The organism is Syntrophaceticus schinkii, assembly GCF_000946815.1.
Lineage (GTDB): Bacteria > Bacillota > DSM-12270 > Thermacetogeniales > Thermacetogeniaceae > Syntrophaceticus > Syntrophaceticus schinkii.
In genome coordinates, this window is sequence record NZ_CDRZ01000039.1 from 1 (window position 1) to 17,815 (window position 17,815).

Below are 17,815 nucleotides of genomic sequence, written 5' to 3' on the forward strand. Positions count from 1 at the left end.
AAGATATCGGGCGTATTCTTGCTGATATGGAAAGGCAGCGTGCGACAGCGGGGTAAGGTAATTAAAGGGTAAGGATCCTCTCAGTATCCATGACAGGTTTGGTTTGGGTGCTGGGGGATCTCTACATTATCCACACTATGCACACTGACTGGCATTATCTAGCTAGACTTTGATTGGCACCTGAATTCTCAACTTTATGGCAGACTGTCGCTATAATTCTTCCGTTATTGGCGGTGAGAATTGCAGCGTCAAATTGAGTGAGAGGCAACAGGAGTTGACGGCCGAATTTTCCGCGCTTTCGCAGCGATATGCTATTTATTTTGTATCTTCGTTACAGGATATATGACATATTTCATTACAATAGACGTAATAAAATATGACTATCAGACTGCAATCATAGTAGTAAAAGAAGTCGATAACAACCCAGGGCCTAAAGGCGGTCTGTTTTATAGTGATATATATACGGGCGAGAAGGAACCCTATAGTAACGCCTATAAGAAATTCCGCTTTACGGAAGGGGAGACCTATGAAATTAAGTACCTGCCCCGGACCAGAACGATAATAGATTCCAGGTTAAAAGAATGAACCCTTAATATGACTGTCAGGAAGACTCCGCCGGGAACTACCGGAACTACCACTTAGACCGGAGAGGCAGCACCGTTGCCCTGACCGATCAGAACGGCGCTACAACCGATACATTCCAGTACGCCCCCTACGGCGAACTGGTGAACAGAACAGGATCTACCGACACCCCCTTCCTCTACAACGGACAGGACGGGGTGATAACCGATGAAAACGGCTTGTATTACATGCGGGCGCGGTATTATAATCCAGACATCAAGAGGTTCGTCAACCTGGATGTGCTGCTAGGGAGCATCGACAGCGGACAGAGCCTGAACAGATATGCCTATGTCAACGGCAACCCGGTTTTGTATACGGATCCATACGGTTTATTTGGCTTCGGCCTTGAACTTATTGAAACAACTGAAATGGGTGGGGGCAGCAGGGAAACTTTAAGATGGGGACAAACTGGAAGTGTAGGAGTCGGGTATTTCTTTGGCAACCATCTAACTGAGACTCAAGGAAGTTTTGCAACTTGGGGAGGTATGATGGGGCCAAACACATCTTATCCGGATACTAATAACCCTGACAAATTTATTTTTGGCATGTATGCCGGCGGGGGCGTAAATTTTTTTATCTCAAATGCGAGTTCCATAAATAATATTCAAGGTCCTTTCCATACTGTAAATTTGAATGTAGGGCTTATAAAAAGCGTATCGTTACAGCTAAGTTGGGATCCTACGACAGGATATTGGATATTTAGTTTCGGAGGTGGTCCTATGGGGACTGGATTAGGAGCTAGCTTGAGCTATTACGATACAAATACATGGCTTTTTAAATAAGTATTGAAAGGGATAAAATTATAGCTATGATAAAGAAGCAATACCGTAACACAATATTAATTTGGCTTATATTGGCGATCATTACCTTTGCATTGTTGGGAACACAAATATCACGATTGCCTAAATATTTTAAATTGACTTTAACAGGTGTGCAAACCCAAGGTTTTATTATCAAGCTTGAGCCAACTCATCATCGAGCTGTATACTATTCCTATGAGGTAGGAGGTAGATCTTATACTGATACCTTTGGCGGAGCAGGGTCTGGTAATCCAAAATTTGAAGATATAAAAATTGGCGATCCCGTTCTTGTCTATTATTTACCCGAAAATCCCAGTATATCTGGCTTAGGTGATCCTTCATATAAATTTATAACCGAAAGCATCTCTGTACTTACTGTCTCTATGGTTGTACCTGCTATTATCATATTTTTTATCTGGTTTAACTTTATTAGAAAAAGCACATAAAATTGCATCTAATATCAAGGCATTCTCAAAATTGAGACACTGTATGATAGATAATGTCAATAATGTTGGTAAAGAATGCCGAGAACAACCGCACCGGCCTTTCCGACAGCGCGGTATAGGGGGCTGGATAGGTGGTTCTGGAATGCTTAGTGGCTCTACAGGAAAAGAATTATCAAAAATCGCCGCTGCCAGTGAATATGCAAAATATCTCGGATTAAAAAGCGGGCAAGAAATAGCATCGATATATAAAAAAGAGCTTTTAAAAAAAAGCCGGTAAAACATCTCTAGCAAGAACAATATTGGGGGACTTAGCTGCAGCATTTAGTTCAATTCCAACATCCGAAGTAGTTCTAAATAAATAGTCACGGGGTTTAAAGATTATTTGGAGGAAATATGATAAAAATATACCCTAAAAAAAAATATGTTAATTGGATTTACCATCACATTTTTTTCTAGACTTATGTTTATTAGTAGTATTTACTATGGATCACTCTAAAGCAATCAGAATAAGAGGGTTAGAATTGTTTTTTGCTTTCCTTTTTATCATTATTATATTAACTACATTAGAACTGTATAAAAATAGCATAATTCTAACAAATGAAATGTTGATAATTAAGTTTGAAGAATATAACGTACGGAGAAAAAAAAGAAGTAATACCGATAAAAGACATAATTGATATAGCAAGTGCTGATATTAAACGGCGTTTTGTAAAAAAAAAAGATGTTCGCTATCCGCTTTAAAGATGCTCATGAAGTCAAAACATTACAATTAAATCATACTGTATACTTTATGAAAGAGTTGCAACGTTTATTTGACCATCTAGAGAAAAAGTATGGCATTACATATATCCAATTTTAGAACACTTAAGATTCCTGATGCTTTGATTATTTCAGTGTAAAACTAAGCAAGTTAGTGATAACCGCGTTGCCACCTACAACAGCCGGACGGTGACCTACGACCCCGATGACAACATGACAGGCGGGCCGCTGAACGGCGTTATGGAGACATTCACCTACGATGCCCGGAACCGGCTAACAGAAAGCGGGGACCAATATGACGCCGAAAACAATCGTACCGGCGTCTCCGACAGCGACAGCTAGGCTGACAACCGCTACTTGCAAATAGCTTGCGGTGGAGTTGGCGCAGTCGTTAATATGGGAGCTACGATAGCAGGCAGTCTTATTGCGGGCGACGATGTTCGATGGCAGGAAGTAGCCGCGGCAGGGGTCGGCGGATTTGCCGGCGGGGTGGCATTCTCGCTTAGCGGTAATATAATAGCAGCTTCGGCTGCGGAGACAGTAGTCTCGACCTCAACTGAAGCAGGGTTAAATAAATTAAGCGGCGTTGAAAAACCCGCTTCTAATTATGCGAAACAGGGATTAGTCAGATTAGCTACAGATTTAGCGGGGGGCAAAGCGGCGCAAAAATTGGCGGGACCGCTTGCTAAGAAAGCGTTTAACTTAACTCCCGTTAACAAACTAACCGGGGCGGCTGCCAATCCGAAGAACTGGATTAAGCCAACGACCATTAGAGAAGGAACCCTATAGTAACGCCTTTAAGAAATTCCGCTTTACGGAAGGTGAGACCTATGAAATAAAGTACCTGCCCCGGACCAGAACGATAATAGATTCCAGATTAAAAGAGTGAACCCGTAACATAATTGTCATGTAAGACTCCGACGGGAACACGCGGCAGCCCCGTCTGAGCCGGCAACCTGGCGGCAAGCTTTATCAACGATGCGCGCAGCCGGGCTGAGACAGCTACTACGCCTTAGGTAAGGGATCAATGACTAACCTTCTTAACGGCAGCTTGATTGAATACGAAAATATCTGCACAGACAATTAAAAACTGCTGATTAATCTAAAGAGCCGGGCGGGTGCTTGCATTCGTCCGGTTTTAGTAATATTTTTTAATCTTTGATACTTTTTATTCAAATTCGATAGCTTAATAAGTAAGGTGGTAAAATGAGGCCTGCACAAGGTGATTTTTTTGATAAAGTATATAATGACACATATTCCAACGTGTTGAAATATGTAGTTGTACGTTGCAAGGAGGATTTCTGATATGACGAGGAAGGAAATGACTAAGCAAAATCTTTCGGAAAACATTGGAGTAATATCCTGTGCCTCATCGATGATTACAACCAGAGATTTATCCCCTTGCTCTACCCTTGTACGCAGTATCTCTTCAAAAAGGCGTTTTGCTTTTGTCAGGGAGAATAAAGGCTCCTCACCCAGATGACGCAGCATTTCCCCATAGAAATCCCGTGGTTTCATCCCTACCTGGCTTAAGTAAATAACTTGGTAGCACATAGGATCAAGGGTTTGCACCAGATGGCGAACAAGTGTTGTTTGGTGACCATGTTTGGTGACAGGCATCTATTAAATAACGGAGCAGGCATGAGGTTGATTTCTTTGCCTGCTTTTTTGGTAGTTGGTGGTTTGTCGTTAGTCGTTGGAAAAAAAGAAACCAGTTAAAATGTTTCCGCCATGTTTGGTGACAGTCACCTTTGTCTATTAGTTATCTCGGCAACTTACAGGTATTTCCCTTTTGAGCATTATAAGGTATAATAATCGTGTGCACACTTTTGTTGACAACGGAATAGGAATAGTGTATTTTTATTGCTAACTTCTCCGTTAAGTCTTTACTATACTGGAGGTTTATGTTGAAAGCTCGGATTTTAGGAACAGGATATGATGTGCCTGAAGATGTTTTATCAAATGCTGATCTGGAAAAGATGGTGCAGACAAGTGATGATTGGATAGTCAGCCGCACCGGGATCAGTTATAGAAGAATTGCCTGCAATGGTACTGCCACATCTGATCTGGCGTACCGGGCATCCAGGTCAGCTCTTGAAGAAGCAGGGATTGCTCCCCAGGAGTTAGACCTGATCATTGTGGCAACTATGACACCTGATATGCCCATGCCTGCTGCTGCCTGTTTGCTGCAGCATCTCCTGGGGGCCAGTAAAGCTGCGGCTTTTGATCTAAATGCTGCCTGTACCGGGTTTATCTACGCGCTGGCAACAGCTGAAAGCTTTTTGCTCAGCAGTAATAAATATTATCATATCCTTGTTGTGGGGGCAGAGGTTTTATCCCGTGTGGTTGATTTTACAGATAGGAATACCTGTGTTCTCTTTGGAGATGGTGCAGGGGCAGTTGTGTTGGGGGAAGGGGGAGGGGGAGAATGGAATTCTGGCGACTTATCTTGGTGCTGATGGGACAGGCAGCGGCCTGCTGACCATTCCCGCAGGAGGTTCACGTTCTCCAGCATCCCAGGAAACCCTTGCCCAGAGGATGCACTATATGCAGATGCAGGGCAGTGAAGTTTTTAAATTTGCCGTCAAGAGCATTCCTGAGTGCGCCGCCCGGGTTTTAGAGGAAGCGGATTTGAGTACTGAAAATGTCGATTATCTAGTAATGCATCAGGCCAATATACGCATCCTGCAAGCTGCAGCCAAAAAATTGAGTATACCCTGGGAAAAGGTGCTCGTCAATATTGGTAACTATGGTAATATCTCAGCTGCCTCCATCCCTTTAGTTCTGGCGGAAGCAGTTGATCATAAAAAATTCAAAACCGGAGACATACTGCTCCTGGTAGGTTTTGGCGCAGGGCTCACCACAGGAGCGTCTCTGGTACGCTGGGGCAGGTGATAGAAAGTTGATCACAACTAGAGTTTCCAAGTTATTGGATATCAAATACCCTTTATTGCAAGGAGGTATGGCCTGGCTGGCCACAGGAAGACTGGCCGCGGCAGTGTCAAAAGCCGGCGGTCTTGGCATTATTGCCGCTGGGTCAGCAGATGCCAACTGGCTGCAAAATGAGATTGACGTCTTTAGAAAAATTACCGATAAACCCTTCGGTGTCAATATCATGCTCATCTCACCTCATCTTGATGAAATCATGGATCTTGTGATTAAGGAAAAAGTTCCTGTGGTCACTACAGGTGCCGGTAATCCGGGGAAATACATACCTCTGTTAAAAGAGTCAGGGTGCCGTGTGATTCCGGTTGTGGCCTCTGTTGCTCTTGCGCGGCGACTCGAACGGCAGGGAGCTGATGCACTGATAGCTGAAGGCACTGAAGCAGGAGGCCACATCGGGGAGATGACAACGATGTGCCTGGTTCCCATGGTTGTCGATGCCGTTGAGATCCCGGTGATCGCTGCAGGTGGCATAGCTGACGGCCGTGGAGCTGCAGCGGCTTTTATACTGGGTGCGGAGGGGGTGCAGATGGGTACACGCTTTATCTGTGCTGAGGAATCCCCTGTCCATGCGGATTACAAAGAGAGGGTGATCCAGTGTCGTGACAGGGATACTGTTGTCTGTGGGATCTCCACCGGGCACCCGGTGCGGGTGATCAAAAATCAGTTTTCCCGGCTCTATCTGTCTAAAGAGAGAGAGGGCTTGGAAACCGCTGAATTGGATAGAATGGGAGCGGGTAGGTATCCGGCGGCTTTCCAGGGGGATGTGGAAAACGGTTCCCTTCTGTGCGGGCAGTGTGCCGGACTGGTAGAAAAAGTAGAACCTGCTATAGAAATCATAGAGGATGTCATGGAAACAGCAGTAAGAATACTTAAAGGGGTCGGGAGCGAACTATGTCTAAAATAGCTGTTGTTTTCCCTGGTCAGGGTTCCCAGTATCCTGGGATGGGTAAAGAATTGGCGGAGTGCTTTCCCCGGGCAGACCAGGTTTACAGGACAGCTGACAAGGTTTTGGGGTTTTCTTTGAGCACTGTCTGTTTTGAAGGGCCCCAAAAAGAACTCGATAAAACAGAGATCACCCAGGCTGCTGTACTGACAACCAGCCTTGCAATCTTTACGGTGCTCAAAGATAAAGGCTTAATACCCCTGATAGCTGCGGGTTTAAGCCTGGGGGAATACAGTGCTTTAGTGGCCTGTGGCGCCTTGAGATTTGAAGATGCCTTGAGGCTGGTGATCAAGCGCGGACAGATCATGCAAAAAGCCGTGCCTGCCGGGCAGGGGATGATGGCAGCTGTAATGGGAGCAGAGGCAGCCACTGTTGAGCAGGTCTGTGATGAGGCTTCCAGCTGTGGAATTGTTGAGATTGCCAACTATAACTGCCCGGGACAAGTGGTCATATCCGGGGAGCGGCAGGGTGTTCTGATAGCAGGTGAACTGCTGAAAAGTAGAGGTGCCAGGATGGTTCCCCTGGCGGTCAGTGTTCCCTCCCATTCCCGACTGATGAAAAAGGCAGCCGAGATTTTCAGGAAAGAATTAGAAAAAATAAGCTGGTCAGAGCCGGATATTCCGGTTGTCAGCAATGTAAAAGCCCAGGATATACAAAGATCCGATCTGCCGCAGATACTGGTGGAACAGCTTTACAGAACCGTTAAATGGGAGCAGACAACCGCATTTATGTCAGAGCGTGCCGACTATTTTATTGAAGTGGGACCTGGTAAAGTACTCTCCGGTCTGATCAGAAAAACCGCAAAAAATAAGGTACTGGGTAGTGTCCAGGATCTAGCTTCCTTGGAGAGAATTTTTAAAGGAATAAAGGGGGGATTGTAATGAAGGAAGAGGTAGCTCTAATCACTGGCAGTGCCAGGGGTATCGGCAGAGCAATCGCCCTCCGACTGGGCAGAGAAGGTTACAAGGTGGTTGTGAGTGACCTGGCGGCCGGTGAGAGCTGTGAGCAGGTTGTACAAGAGATTCGGAACAGCGGAGGGATTGCCGTTGCCTTGAGCTGCGATGTTGCAGATCCCTTACAAGTTAAAGAGATGATCAATCAGGTTATTGATACCTTCGGGAGACTGGATGTGCTCGTCAATAATGCGGGAGTTGCCAAAGACAACCTGCTGCTGCGCATATCCGATGAGGAATGGCATCAGACAATCAACACCAATTTGACAGGAACTTTCCTTTGTACCAGGGCAGCCATCCGCCAGATGATGAAACAAAGACATGGCCATATCATCAATATTTCTTCTGTGGTGGGGCTGTATGGGAACCCCGGACAGGCTCACTACGCGGCTTCCAAGGCAGGTATCATCGGTTTTACACGGTCAATAGCAAAGGAATATGGATCCCGTGGGATTACCGCCAATGCAGTTGCACCGGGTTTCATTGAAACACCCATGACCGCTGACATAAAGAAAGAATACTGGGAGGAGATCCTGAAACAGGTGCCCCTGGGCAGAGCCGGTACTCCTGAAGATGTTGCAGGTATCGTGGCCTTCCTGGCGTCACCTGATGCCAATTATGTAACAGGGCAGGTAATCGTAGTTGATGGAGGCATGGGGTAACAGAACCCGGAAGAGAAAGGCGGTGTTGTCATGTCAACAAAACGAGTGGTTATTACAGGGTTGGGAGTGATCAGCCCGCTGGGAAATGATATAAACAGTTATTGGAGCAATTTGATCAAGGGAAAAAGCGGAATCGATTATATTGACAGCTTTGATGCGGATGCCTTTTCCACAAAAATTGCAGCAGAGGTGCGCGGTTTTAAAGCGACAGACTATTTGAGCCGCAAAGATGCCAGAAGGATGGACAGATTTATGCAGTTTGCCTGTGCCGCAGCACAGCAGGCTGCTAAGGATGCCAAACTGACAGTCAATCAGGAGAACGCCCGGCGGGTAGGGGTATGGATCGGCACCGGTATCGGTGGGCTGGAAACCCATGAAAAGCAGCATCAAATCTTATTGGAAAAAGGCCCCGGCAGTGTCAGCCCTTTTCTGATCCCAATGATGATCTGCAATATGGCATCAGGGCAGGTTTCCATTATGCTGGGAGCCAAGGGTCCCAACGGCAGTACAGTAACAGCCTGTGCTGCCGGAACAAACTCCATCGGTGATGCCTTTCGCCTCATCCAGAATGATGAGGCAGATATAATGATCACAGGAGGGGCAGAGGCATGCATCACCCCTCTTGCAATGGCCGGTTTTTGTGCTATGAGAGCCTTATCCACCCGCAATGATCACCCACAGGGAGCCAGCAGACCCTTTGATGCACAAAGAGATGGTTTTGTGATGGGGGAGGGGGCAGGGATTGTCATCCTGGAAGAGATGCACCATGCCCTGGAGAGAGGAGTAAAGATCTATGCTGAACTTGCCGGGTACGGCACATTAGGTGATGGCTATCATATTGTACAGCCAGATCCGGAAGGAAACGGAGCCGCACAGGCCTTCATCAGTGCACTTAAGGATGCAGGAGTTGCTCCGGAGCAGGTGGACTATATTAACGCTCATGGCACAAGCACAGAGATCAATGACGCCATGGAAACAAAAGCGATCAAAAAAGCCCTGGGAGATCACGCTTACCAGGTTGCAGTAAGTTCCACAAAAAGCATGACCGGTCATATGTTAGGTGCTGCAGGAGCTGTGGAGTGCATTGCAGCAGCTTTGTCCTGTCAACACAACCTGGTACCCCCAACGATAAATTATCGTGATCCTGATCCACTCTGCGATCTTGATTATGTACCCAATGAAGCCAGAGAAAAAACAGTAAATGTAGCTGTTTCGGATTCTTTGGGATTTGGCGGTCATAATGCTGTTTTAGTGTTGAAAAAATTTAATGAGCATGGTGATTGACTTGCTTAGTGTTGATAAGATTATGAAGATACTGCCACACCGCTACCCGTTCTTGCTGGTTGACAGGATTTTAGAACTAGAACCCGGCAAAAGGGCAGTGGGCATCAAAAACGTGAGTATTAATGAACCCTTTTTTCAGGGACACTTTCCCAGAACCCCGGTTTTCCCCGGTGTTCTGATCCTGGAGGCCCTTGCCCAGGTTGGTGCCTGTGCCTTACTCAGTGAAGAGAAACACAAAAGCAGCCTGGCTTACCTGGCTGGTATTGATAAGTTTCGCTTCAGGAGAGTGGTAGTTCCCGGAGATCAACTGCTGCTGGAAGTGGAGCTTATTAAAATGAAGGGCAGCATTGGCAAGGCCAGGGGAAAAGCCACAGTTGAGGGTGCTGCAGCTGCAGAAGGCGAATTTCTCTTTGCCCTGGAGGCGAAATAATGTCATTAAGAGATCTCTTCAACCCTAAATCTAGAAAGAAATATATTACCCTTCCCTCCAACACAAAGGATTCATCCGCTGAACAGGTATCAGTGATCAAGACATGCCCAAAGTGCGGAAAGCCCAACCGGGAGGATGAACTGGACACCAATTTTAAGGTCTGCCCTGGCTGCAGCTATCACTATCCGCTGACTGCTGGGGAAAGAATCTGGATTACCACAGATGAAAACAGTTTTTCAGAATTGTATAGCGGATTAAAGACAACTGATCCCCTTGCTTTTCCCGGTTATGCGGAAAGGGTGGCCAAAGCAAGGGAAAATACAGGCCTTGAGGATGCTGTAATCACAGGAACAACAACGATCAATGGGGAGAAGGCGATCCTTGGCGTTATGGACAGCAGATTTATGATGGGGAGCATGGGCTCTGTTGTTGGAGAAAAAATCGCAGCGGCATTTGAAAAAGCCATAAAAGAGAGGGTTCCGGTTGTTATTTTCACAGCATCAGGTGGAGCCCGTATGCAGGAGGGGATGCTCTCCCTGATGCAGATGGCGAAAACCAGTGCTGCGGTCGCTAGGTTTCATGAAGAAGGTTTGCTGTATATCTCGGTTTTAACAGATCCGACAACCGGGGGTGTTACCGCCAGTTTTGCTACCCTTGCTGATATCATCATCGCAGAACCAGGAACTCTCGTCTGCTTTACCGGCCCCAGGGTTATTGAGCAGACAATTCATCAAAAAATACCCAAGGGTTTTCAACAGGCGGAATTCCTCCTGGAACATGGGATGATCGACCAGATTGTACACCGCAGAGACTTAAAAGAGTTTCTCGGCAAACTGATAGCACTACACAAATAGATCATTCATCTATCCTGACAGCACCATCAATTAATAATAACAGAGGCCGAAGTTAGAAACGTTGCGAAACCAACGGAAGCAGATCTTATGTAAACTTCCGACCTCCGGCCTCCGACTTCCATTACAGGTAGGGAGAGAACAATGCCTTATAAATATTCTCTGGAATTCGAAAGGGATTATCAAGAATTAGAAAAGAAACTTAATGAACTAAAAGATGTTGCCCTTAAAAAGAAGATAGACTTTTCCCAGGAGATTGCCACACTAGAGGCCAAATTAGAGGAGTATAAAGAAGAAAAATACAATACCTTGAAGGCCTGGCAAAAGGTTCAGATTGCGCGCCATCCCGAACGGCCCGCAACGATGGATTACATCAACACCATCTTCGATGATTTTATTGAACTGCGTGGTGACCGCTGCTACAGGGATGACCCGGCCATAGTGGGTGGAATAGCACGTTATAACGGGGTTCCTGTCACAGTGATCGGGCATCAAAAAGGGCGAGATACCAACCAGAACCTCAAAAGAAATTTCGGTATGCCCCATCCGGAAGGGTACCGCAAGGCCTGCCGGCTGTTCAAACAGGCGGAAAAATTTAAGCGGCCGGTCATCTGCTTTATCGATACTCAGGGGGCTTACCCCGGTATTGAAGCAGAAGAGCGCGGCCAGGGTTGGGCGATTGCTCAAAACTTGATGCAGATGTCACTCCTCAAAACACCGATCATCAGCCTGGTTATAGGGGAGGGGGGTAGTGGCGGAGCCCTGGCACTGGGTGTTGCTGACCGTGTTCTGATGCTTTCGTATGCGATCTATTCTGTGATCTCACCGGAAGGCTGTGCCTCTATATTATGTAAAGATGTTAGCAGGAGCCATGAGATGGCTGAATATCTGAAATTGACCGCTCAAGATCTCCAGGCAATGGGAGTGATCGATGAGATCATTCCTGAACCTCTGGAGGGAGCACATACTAACCTGGATCAAACATATAACATAGTAAAGGAAAAGCTCCAGATTCACTTTAATGATCTCATGTCAGGCAGCATTGATCACCTTTTGGAGAAAAGGTACAGAAGGCTGAGGAAAATAGGTATTTTTGAAAAGGATGGGTTCAGTGAGTAATATAATCAAGATCATTACGATTGTCATCTTGGGAGCAGAGGTGCTGATATCGCTGCTGCCGATTGTACCGGGAATCCCTATCATCTATGTGACGATGTTAATCTACGCAATTATCGATGGATTCCAGCAAATAACCCCACTCTTTCTGGTGATCATGCTTTTTATTGCGATTTTCTCCTTCTTTATAGATAATATTGTAGCCTGGATCGGTGCCAAGAAGTATGGTGGAAGCAGAGCCGGTTTATGGGGGGCTTTCTTTGGTGGAGTAATAGGAGTTTTTATTAACCCTCTTTTTGGGCTTCTGTTAGGGCCATTTATAGGGGCTATTGCTGCAGAATTGATTTTTTCTCACCGGCAGTTCTTTGATGCAGTAAAAGTAGGGATTGGTACAATAGTCGGTATTTTCGGTGGATGCATCTTAAAGCTTCTTCTCTCCGTTTTTATGGTAATAGCCTTTATTACACAGGTTTATTAAGTTTAATCTATTTTTCTAAAGACACCAACTACTTTGCCGAGAATTACCACATCATTGCTCCTGATGGGTTCCATTAATTCATTTTCAGGCTGCAGCCGTATGCAGTCTTGTTCCTTAAAAAAACGCTTTACTGTTGCATCTTCGTCATTCAATAAAGCGACAACGATATCACCGTCTTCAGCTGTATGCTGTTGATTGACTACCAGGTAATCCCCATCAAAGATCCCGGCGTTGATCATGCTGTCACCCTTTGTGGTTAACATAAAAACATTATCAGTTTTGTTTAGCATACCAGCGGGGAGGGGGAATGTAGATTCAATATTCTCCACAGCCAGAATCGGTTTGCCGGCAGCAACACGTCCTACAACAGGCACCTGGATGACAGATGATTTGTTTCCTAACACCTCAATAGCTCGTGGTTTGGTAGGATCACGACGGATATAGCCTTTCTTTTCCAGATTGACAAGGTGTGTATGAACAGTTGAACTGGATTTAAGACCGACTGCCTCTCCAATTTCGCGCACAGAAGGAGGGTAGCCACGCTCAGCATTCACTTTTTGTATGTATTTTAGTATAGAAGCCTGGCGGGAAGTTAATTTTCTTTTCACTCTTCAATCTCCTCCGTAATACTAAATTTGCACACTTTTCGAGCGACTACATGGGTGCATACATACACTTTTCTACATTATACCAAAGTTCTATATTGCTTTCATCCAGTTTTTATAGAAATGCCAACTTATTTACTGGCGAAAAATGTACCCGTGAGAATGATTATCCCACCTGCGATTGTATACAGGCCTGGTATTTCATTGAGAAAGATAAATGCTACAATAGCTGCAACAACAGGTGATAGGTAAAGATATGCACCCGCGGTTACAGCAGGAACCTTATCAAGGCAGAGTTCCAAATCAGGTTTCCCAGAGCAGATGCCAGCAATCCCAGGTAGATAATATTTAGCCACCCTGCAGAGTTAACAGCAAATAAATTAACCGGATACTCTAATAAGCTGAAAGGGATCAAAAAAACAGTACCCGCAAAAGTGCTGTAAGCCATGATTGTAGTAGGTGGGTAACGCGTCAAAAGCTTTTTGAGAGTAATACTAAAGATTGCCCAGGCAAAACTGCTCAACAGCACCAATAGGTCACCATAAATCCGCAGTTTATTAAACCCAAGACCATTAAAAGACCCATTGGTAGCAACCAGTACAGAACCGGCAAAGGCAATAACGATACCTGCAACCTGCAGCTTAGATATCCTTTCTTTTAAGATACCCCATGACAGAAGAGCAATAAACACCGGTGACATAGCTATTAGAATAGCGGCATCAGTAGCACCGGCATAGCGCAGCCCCTGGTTTTGCAGTACATTGAAAATAGCAATTCCAGAGAAACCGCAGAACAAAATACCCGGCAAATCATGTTTTTGCAGCCGCGGCTGTTTAGTAATGACAAGAAAAAGTCCCAAAACAATACTGGCTATGACAAAACGCAATAAGGCAATTGTATTCGGTGGGACTTGAGGTAAGATGACCTTAATGCTTGCAAAAGAGCTTCCCCAAATGATGATTACAAACAACAAGCTCAAGTGGCATTTGATCAAAGCTCCTTTTTCGTCCTGACTGATCTGCACATCCAGTTCTCCTTTTGCCGCAAAAAATCTCATCTGAAAAAGTTCATTGAACTAAAATAAAATTTCAGTTGTATTCGATTATACATGAAGAAAAAAAATAAGTTAGTTTTATTTTGTAAACCTTAATTTTTGGTTCCTCCCCAACTTCCGATAATAATAATTATGTAAACTTGGTGGTTTTCTAGGGGGTCCATCTTTAGATTGCTAAGTTTGTGTTCTGCATTTGGGATATCCCCCTCTCGGTTCTTAGCCAATATTAAAAAAAAGCTACTGACTGAGTAATTGATTGCTGCGAAATATTTTTTCCCTATATTCTCTGATATTTAAATGGATTTCTCATAATAATTCGGTTTCACTTAGATAATTGAACATTTCCCCATTCGCTGCCACAGTTAATGTATTCGTCTAAAAAGAAAGGGTAATATATATCCTTCATTACAGTATCAGAAATTATTTTATTGAACTCATACTTATTAATATCACGATTGGACCTAAACTTGTCCGTTTCTTCTGTTAAACGGTCATGAATATTTTTCATGTACGCTTCGAATGCCTTTAAAAAGGCCAACTCATTTTGACTTAAAATACCTTCATTTCTAAATGGAGGGATATTATGTCCGCGGTAATTAGTTCCGGAATTAATTATGCTAGCCGTTACGCCGATGTCATTGGGCCCCCCATTGATACCGTCCATGTAATGCGGAGTTCTACTTAGCATATGATCCAATATCTTAAGATGGTGTGTTAACCCTATAAGTGCGCTGTTTAATCTGTCATCTGCCGGTTCTTCTTGTATTAATGTATCAAGAAGCAATATTGAGCGATCAACTTCGGAATAAAAATCGTTGAGGAAAATCGAAAATTGTTTTTCCTTTTCTTGACACACTTTGTAATATTGATAATTTACAAAAAGGCTGATACTTAACAAAAATATTAGAAAGAAGAGCAATGGCTTTTTAAACATTTTGTCTTCTATCAAGCTTTATTCACCCTCCCAATATTCTCATCCAGTTCTTTTGAAAAAAATTGATCTCTTGTCGTGTTTTTAAAAAAATATAGTGCCTGGGTTTAAAAATATGATAAACCCAGGCACTATTAATCATTATAAATTTGAGCCTACAGTGGTTTCATAACCCCACATTAAACTAACATATCCGTCACCGGAATTAATTTCACCGACAAAATTAGTATTTGCCCCTTCGATCCTGAGGTCCCATTGAGTGAGAGCACCCGAAACAGATCTATACACTTTGCCACCGTGCATTTCATTTTGCTCCTCATAATTACTTCCTATAAAAGCTACTCTCTGCCCGAGTGGATCATTTGTTGAGTGAGGTGTTAGCGCTGCCCATAAATCAACTATTATATCGCCATGAGGGATCAAGGTGACAAAATAGCTTATCCAATCATTATTTCTTTTTGTCAACTTATCCCCGGACAGCGTTTGGGCAATATAAACGTTTCTATCCTCTAAAGCTCCTTGGACTATTTGTAACTCACGTAATGTTAATCCCCAATCATAATACATAACTTTTATAGCCCTAGTGTAATGATTATATTCCACAATCATCCCATGTTTATACCAAAATACTATATCAAAATCAAAGTCAAAGTAATTGCCTTCCTCATCCAAAAACCTTGAATCATGTTGAAAAGCAGTGATTTGTGTAATAGTATAGCCATCTTGTTGGGCACTGCGAGCATAGTAATTCCATCTTGGTGATGTCTCAATATCTACATCCTTTTTCCAACCTGATCCTTTAAATAAGCTTTCCGGTAGGTTGTAATCCAACAAGTTGACGCTATTAGTATATGGATCCTTCAGGTCTTCAAAAAGTCTGTCTAGCTCATTGAAGTTTACTGGAATATCAGTCCATGATTGAATTGTAATCGGTGAATCAACAGTAAAATTACCATCAGTATCCGCCGTTCCTGTTTCTACTACTTTAATACTATCTTGAATTTGTTCTCCATGTTCGGCCTTATTATGCATGTTAAGTAAATGAACTACTTTTTCTATTAGCTCATCTTCGTCCATGTCCAAATTTGCAACAAGTTCATTAGAACCCTTATAAAAGATTTCAAAAATCTGCTGGTCTATACCTTGCTGAAACCGCACCCATTCACCGCTCTCTCTATCTTCCAAAACAATCGATAATAATGTACTTCCCCCATTATCATATTGGTCATGTGCAGAGTCACTTACCTTATTTTCAATTTTGAATTTCAGGACGTTATAATCTTCAGTAGCTTCTATGTCACCGAGTACTAATTTACCCGCGTAATATCCTTTTCCTCTGACAGGATACAATTTACCATGAAGCTCAAGGGAAGTTTCGACACCATTACAAACTATATTCCCTTTACCTTTAATGACACCATTTTCTTGGGCTATTTGTAAATCATTTAAAAGAATATCGCTACCTTTTTGGATACCTTTTCCTTGTTGTAAAATCTCTCCTCCAATATTTTTTATCTTTAAGTCGCCGACCGATGGTTTGGCATCAACTATTTGCACAGCCATTACACCCAAAAAAAACACCATTAACAATACACTCAATAGCTTCCTCATTGTAAAAAACTCCTTTTTTAATATTTTTGTTCAAGTCCTCATGAAATGTGGGATTGCCGCAATTTAATGCTCAACGTACCCACTCCTTTCCTCTAATTTTTTCACTTCTAATATTCATCCCTCCGTCGAAAACGTTTTAATATTAATAACTAATTGATGACAAACGGGCTTGCAGCTGATAAAACACCCTCGCCCTCTAACAAAAAACCACGAAAAGTCCCGCCATGCTACCGCAAGGCATTGACCTTCGTGGTCATATTTTCCGGATAATTCATACTAGTGTGTTACATTATTTACATGTTAATATATATTCTATAATAAGGCAACAATTCCTTCAAGAACTGCATTTTGTTGTTTCATCAATATCGACCCATTTTTCGGATGGTTGCTATTAGATGCTTCTTCCACGCTAGGGTTAGTACCTCTTCTCACCTAGGTTGATTATGGATAGTCCTTATGGTATAATCTAACAAAAGGAGTTCCTTGCATGGGGAGGGGAAAACATGTCAGAATACACAATAAAAATAGAATTCGAACTTCCTTGAGAATTATTCTTTAAGGAACGAGCATTAACCCAATCATTAATCCAAGCTGATGTTTTAAAAAGGTTGGCTGCAACCTTTTATGTTGACGGAAGTTTATCTCTAGGTAAAGCGGCCAGACTGGCCAATGTATCTAAGCAGGATTTCTTGGACTTTTTAGCAGATCATAATATACCCCTTAACTATGATGTAGACGAATTGGAAGAAGACTTATCAATAGTTAAGGAGATTTTACAAAATGAAGGTGGTTTCTGACTCAACACCTCTTATTGCTCTATCCAGGATTAACGAATTAGATGTTTTACATAAAATATCTCCCACTCAGTTCTTAACCCAATATAAAAAAAAGCAGCTACTGATTAATTATTTGTAGTTTCTTTTATCGTTGAAATTAATAACGAGCTGAGTAATCAATTGCTGCGAAATAATTTTTCCCTATATTCTCTGATATTTAAATGGATTTCTCGTAATAATATGGTTTCACTTAGATAACTGAACATTCCCCCTGGTATCCTTACAATACAGTATAAAAACGACGCCTAAAATTGCGTTGTAAGCAACGATAAAACTCTTCAGAGGGTGTTTGTACCTGAAACAATTTAAATACACTACTTCACCTTTCTTTCTTTCACTTTCTACAAAAGAGACTAATTTATTAGGTATAATAGAATGTGTATCAGATGTGATCCATATTATAAATTTTCATTAAATTTTAATTTGTTGTCTTTTAATTATGCTTGTTGTCAGGATTTTTGATATCTTCTAATTCAGCTCCCATGACTA

The 17,815-nt window shown here is 43.2% G+C and carries 19 protein-coding genes and 1 pseudogene; 15 read left to right on the top strand and 5 right to left on the bottom strand.

Annotation, left to right across the window (positions count from 1 at the left end; genetic code table 11):
- The first annotated feature begins 665 nt into the window (after positions 1–665).
- The 4 genes from SSCH_RS16095 (at position 666) to SSCH_RS02940 (ending at position 3,415) form a co-directional block, all read left to right on the top strand.
- A complete protein-coding gene (locus SSCH_RS16095) occupies positions 666–1,403 on the top strand; it encodes an RHS repeat-associated core domain-containing protein (RefSeq protein ID WP_084710882.1) in 738 nt (245 codons plus the stop codon).
- Positions 1,404–1,429: 26 nt separating this feature from the next.
- Positions 1,430–1,867, top strand: a complete 438-nt coding sequence (locus SSCH_RS02935; protein WP_044664168.1) for a DUF3592 domain-containing protein — start codon at positions 1,430–1,432, stop codon at positions 1,865–1,867.
- Positions 1,868–1,910: 43 nt separating this feature from the next.
- Positions 1,911–2,144, top strand: coding sequence for a hypothetical protein (locus SSCH_RS18010; RefSeq protein WP_156972056.1), 234 nt, complete (start codon positions 1,911–1,913; stop codon positions 2,142–2,144).
- Positions 2,145–3,022: 878 nt separating this feature from the next.
- The gene (locus tag SSCH_RS02940; protein WP_044664169.1) at positions 3,023–3,415 is read left to right on the top strand and encodes a hypothetical protein; all 393 of its coding nucleotides are present in this window, start codon (positions 3,023–3,025) and stop codon (positions 3,413–3,415) included.
- A 294-nt stretch (positions 3,416–3,709) separates the two neighbouring features.
- On the opposite strand, the gene SSCH_RS02945 is transcribed toward SSCH_RS02940, so the two are convergent.
- Entirely contained in the window at positions 3,710–4,246 is a 537-nt protein-coding gene (locus SSCH_RS02945; RefSeq protein ID WP_044664170.1) for an ATP-binding protein, read from the bottom strand.
- Between the two features lie 284 nt (positions 4,247–4,530).
- On the opposite strand from SSCH_RS02945, the gene SSCH_RS22230 reads away from it, so the two are divergent.
- The 10 genes from SSCH_RS22230 (at position 4,531) to SSCH_RS02990 (ending at position 12,289) form a co-directional block, all read left to right on the top strand.
- Positions 4,531–5,085 (top strand): thiolase family protein, encoded by a 555-nt coding sequence (locus SSCH_RS22230; RefSeq protein ID WP_332306888.1) that lies wholly within the window; start codon positions 4,531–4,533, stop codon positions 5,083–5,085.
- Positions 5,027–5,521 carry a 3-oxoacyl-[acyl-carrier-protein] synthase III C-terminal domain-containing protein gene (locus SSCH_RS22235; protein ID WP_332306889.1) on the top strand — a complete coding sequence of 165 codons (495 nt, stop codon included), beginning with the start codon at positions 5,027–5,029 and terminating at the stop codon, positions 5,519–5,521. Before SSCH_RS22230 ends, SSCH_RS22235 begins: the two co-directional genes overlap by 59 nt.
- A gap of 7 nt (positions 5,522–5,528) precedes the next feature.
- Complete coding sequence (fabK, locus tag SSCH_RS02955) at positions 5,529–6,476, top strand: enoyl-[acyl-carrier-protein] reductase FabK (protein ID WP_044664171.1); 948 nt, start codon at positions 5,529–5,531, stop codon at positions 6,474–6,476.
- Positions 6,464–7,396 (top strand): ACP S-malonyltransferase, encoded by a 933-nt coding sequence (gene fabD, locus SSCH_RS02960; protein WP_044664172.1) that lies wholly within the window; start codon positions 6,464–6,466, stop codon positions 7,394–7,396. Before fabK ends, fabD begins: the two co-directional genes overlap by 13 nt.
- Positions 7,390–8,130 carry a 3-oxoacyl-[acyl-carrier-protein] reductase gene (gene fabG / locus SSCH_RS02965; protein WP_084710883.1) on the top strand — a complete coding sequence of 247 codons (741 nt, stop codon included), beginning with the start codon at positions 7,390–7,392 and terminating at the stop codon, positions 8,128–8,130. The genes fabD and fabG overlap by 7 nt, the downstream gene beginning before the upstream one ends.
- Before the next feature lie 30 nt (positions 8,131–8,160).
- Complete coding sequence (fabF, locus tag SSCH_RS02970) at positions 8,161–9,414, top strand: beta-ketoacyl-ACP synthase II (protein WP_044664174.1); 1,254 nt, start codon at positions 8,161–8,163, stop codon at positions 9,412–9,414.
- On the top strand, positions 9,404–9,844 hold the full coding sequence (gene fabZ / locus SSCH_RS02975) for a 3-hydroxyacyl-ACP dehydratase FabZ (RefSeq protein WP_198142124.1): 441 nt from the start codon (positions 9,404–9,406) through the stop codon (positions 9,842–9,844). The genes fabF and fabZ overlap by 11 nt, the downstream gene beginning before the upstream one ends.
- Positions 9,844–10,698, top strand: coding sequence for an acetyl-CoA carboxylase, carboxyltransferase subunit beta (accD, locus tag SSCH_RS02980; RefSeq protein ID WP_044664176.1), 855 nt, complete (start codon positions 9,844–9,846; stop codon positions 10,696–10,698). Before fabZ ends, accD begins: the two co-directional genes overlap by 1 nt.
- A gap of 141 nt (positions 10,699–10,839) precedes the next feature.
- Positions 10,840–11,814 carry an acetyl-CoA carboxylase carboxyltransferase subunit alpha gene (locus SSCH_RS02985; protein ID WP_044664177.1) on the top strand — a complete coding sequence of 325 codons (975 nt, stop codon included), beginning with the start codon at positions 10,840–10,842 and terminating at the stop codon, positions 11,812–11,814.
- Positions 11,807–12,289, top strand: a complete 483-nt coding sequence (locus SSCH_RS02990; protein ID WP_044664178.1) for a DUF456 domain-containing protein — start codon at positions 11,807–11,809, stop codon at positions 12,287–12,289. Before SSCH_RS02985 ends, SSCH_RS02990 begins: the two co-directional genes overlap by 8 nt.
- A gap of 2 nt (positions 12,290–12,291) precedes the next feature.
- Here the strand turns inward: SSCH_RS02990 and lexA are convergent, their stop codons facing one another.
- The 4 genes and pseudogenes from lexA to SSCH_RS03010 form a co-directional block, all read right to left on the bottom strand.
- A complete protein-coding gene (gene lexA / locus SSCH_RS02995; RefSeq protein ID WP_044664179.1) occupies positions 12,292–12,897 on the bottom strand; it encodes a transcriptional repressor LexA in 606 nt (201 codons plus the stop codon).
- A gap of 128 nt (positions 12,898–13,025) precedes the next feature.
- Positions 13,026–13,951 (bottom strand): annotated as a pseudogene (locus tag SSCH_RS03000) (DMT family transporter).
- Positions 13,952–14,270: 319 nt separating this feature from the next.
- Positions 14,271–14,897: a hypothetical protein gene (locus SSCH_RS03005; protein WP_044664181.1), complete on the bottom strand. Its 627-nt coding sequence runs from the start codon at positions 14,895–14,897 to the stop codon at positions 14,271–14,273.
- Positions 14,898–15,020: 123 nt separating this feature from the next.
- Complete coding sequence (locus SSCH_RS03010) at positions 15,021–16,490, bottom strand: hypothetical protein (protein ID WP_044664182.1); 1,470 nt, start codon at positions 16,488–16,490, stop codon at positions 15,021–15,023.
- Between the two features lie 584 nt (positions 16,491–17,074).
- Here SSCH_RS03010 and SSCH_RS19850 point away from each other — a divergent pair.
- Positions 17,075–17,287 (top strand): UPF0175 family protein, encoded by a 213-nt coding sequence (locus SSCH_RS19850; protein ID WP_269746103.1) that lies wholly within the window; start codon positions 17,075–17,077, stop codon positions 17,285–17,287.
- The last annotated feature ends 528 nt before the right edge of the window (positions 17,288–17,815 follow it).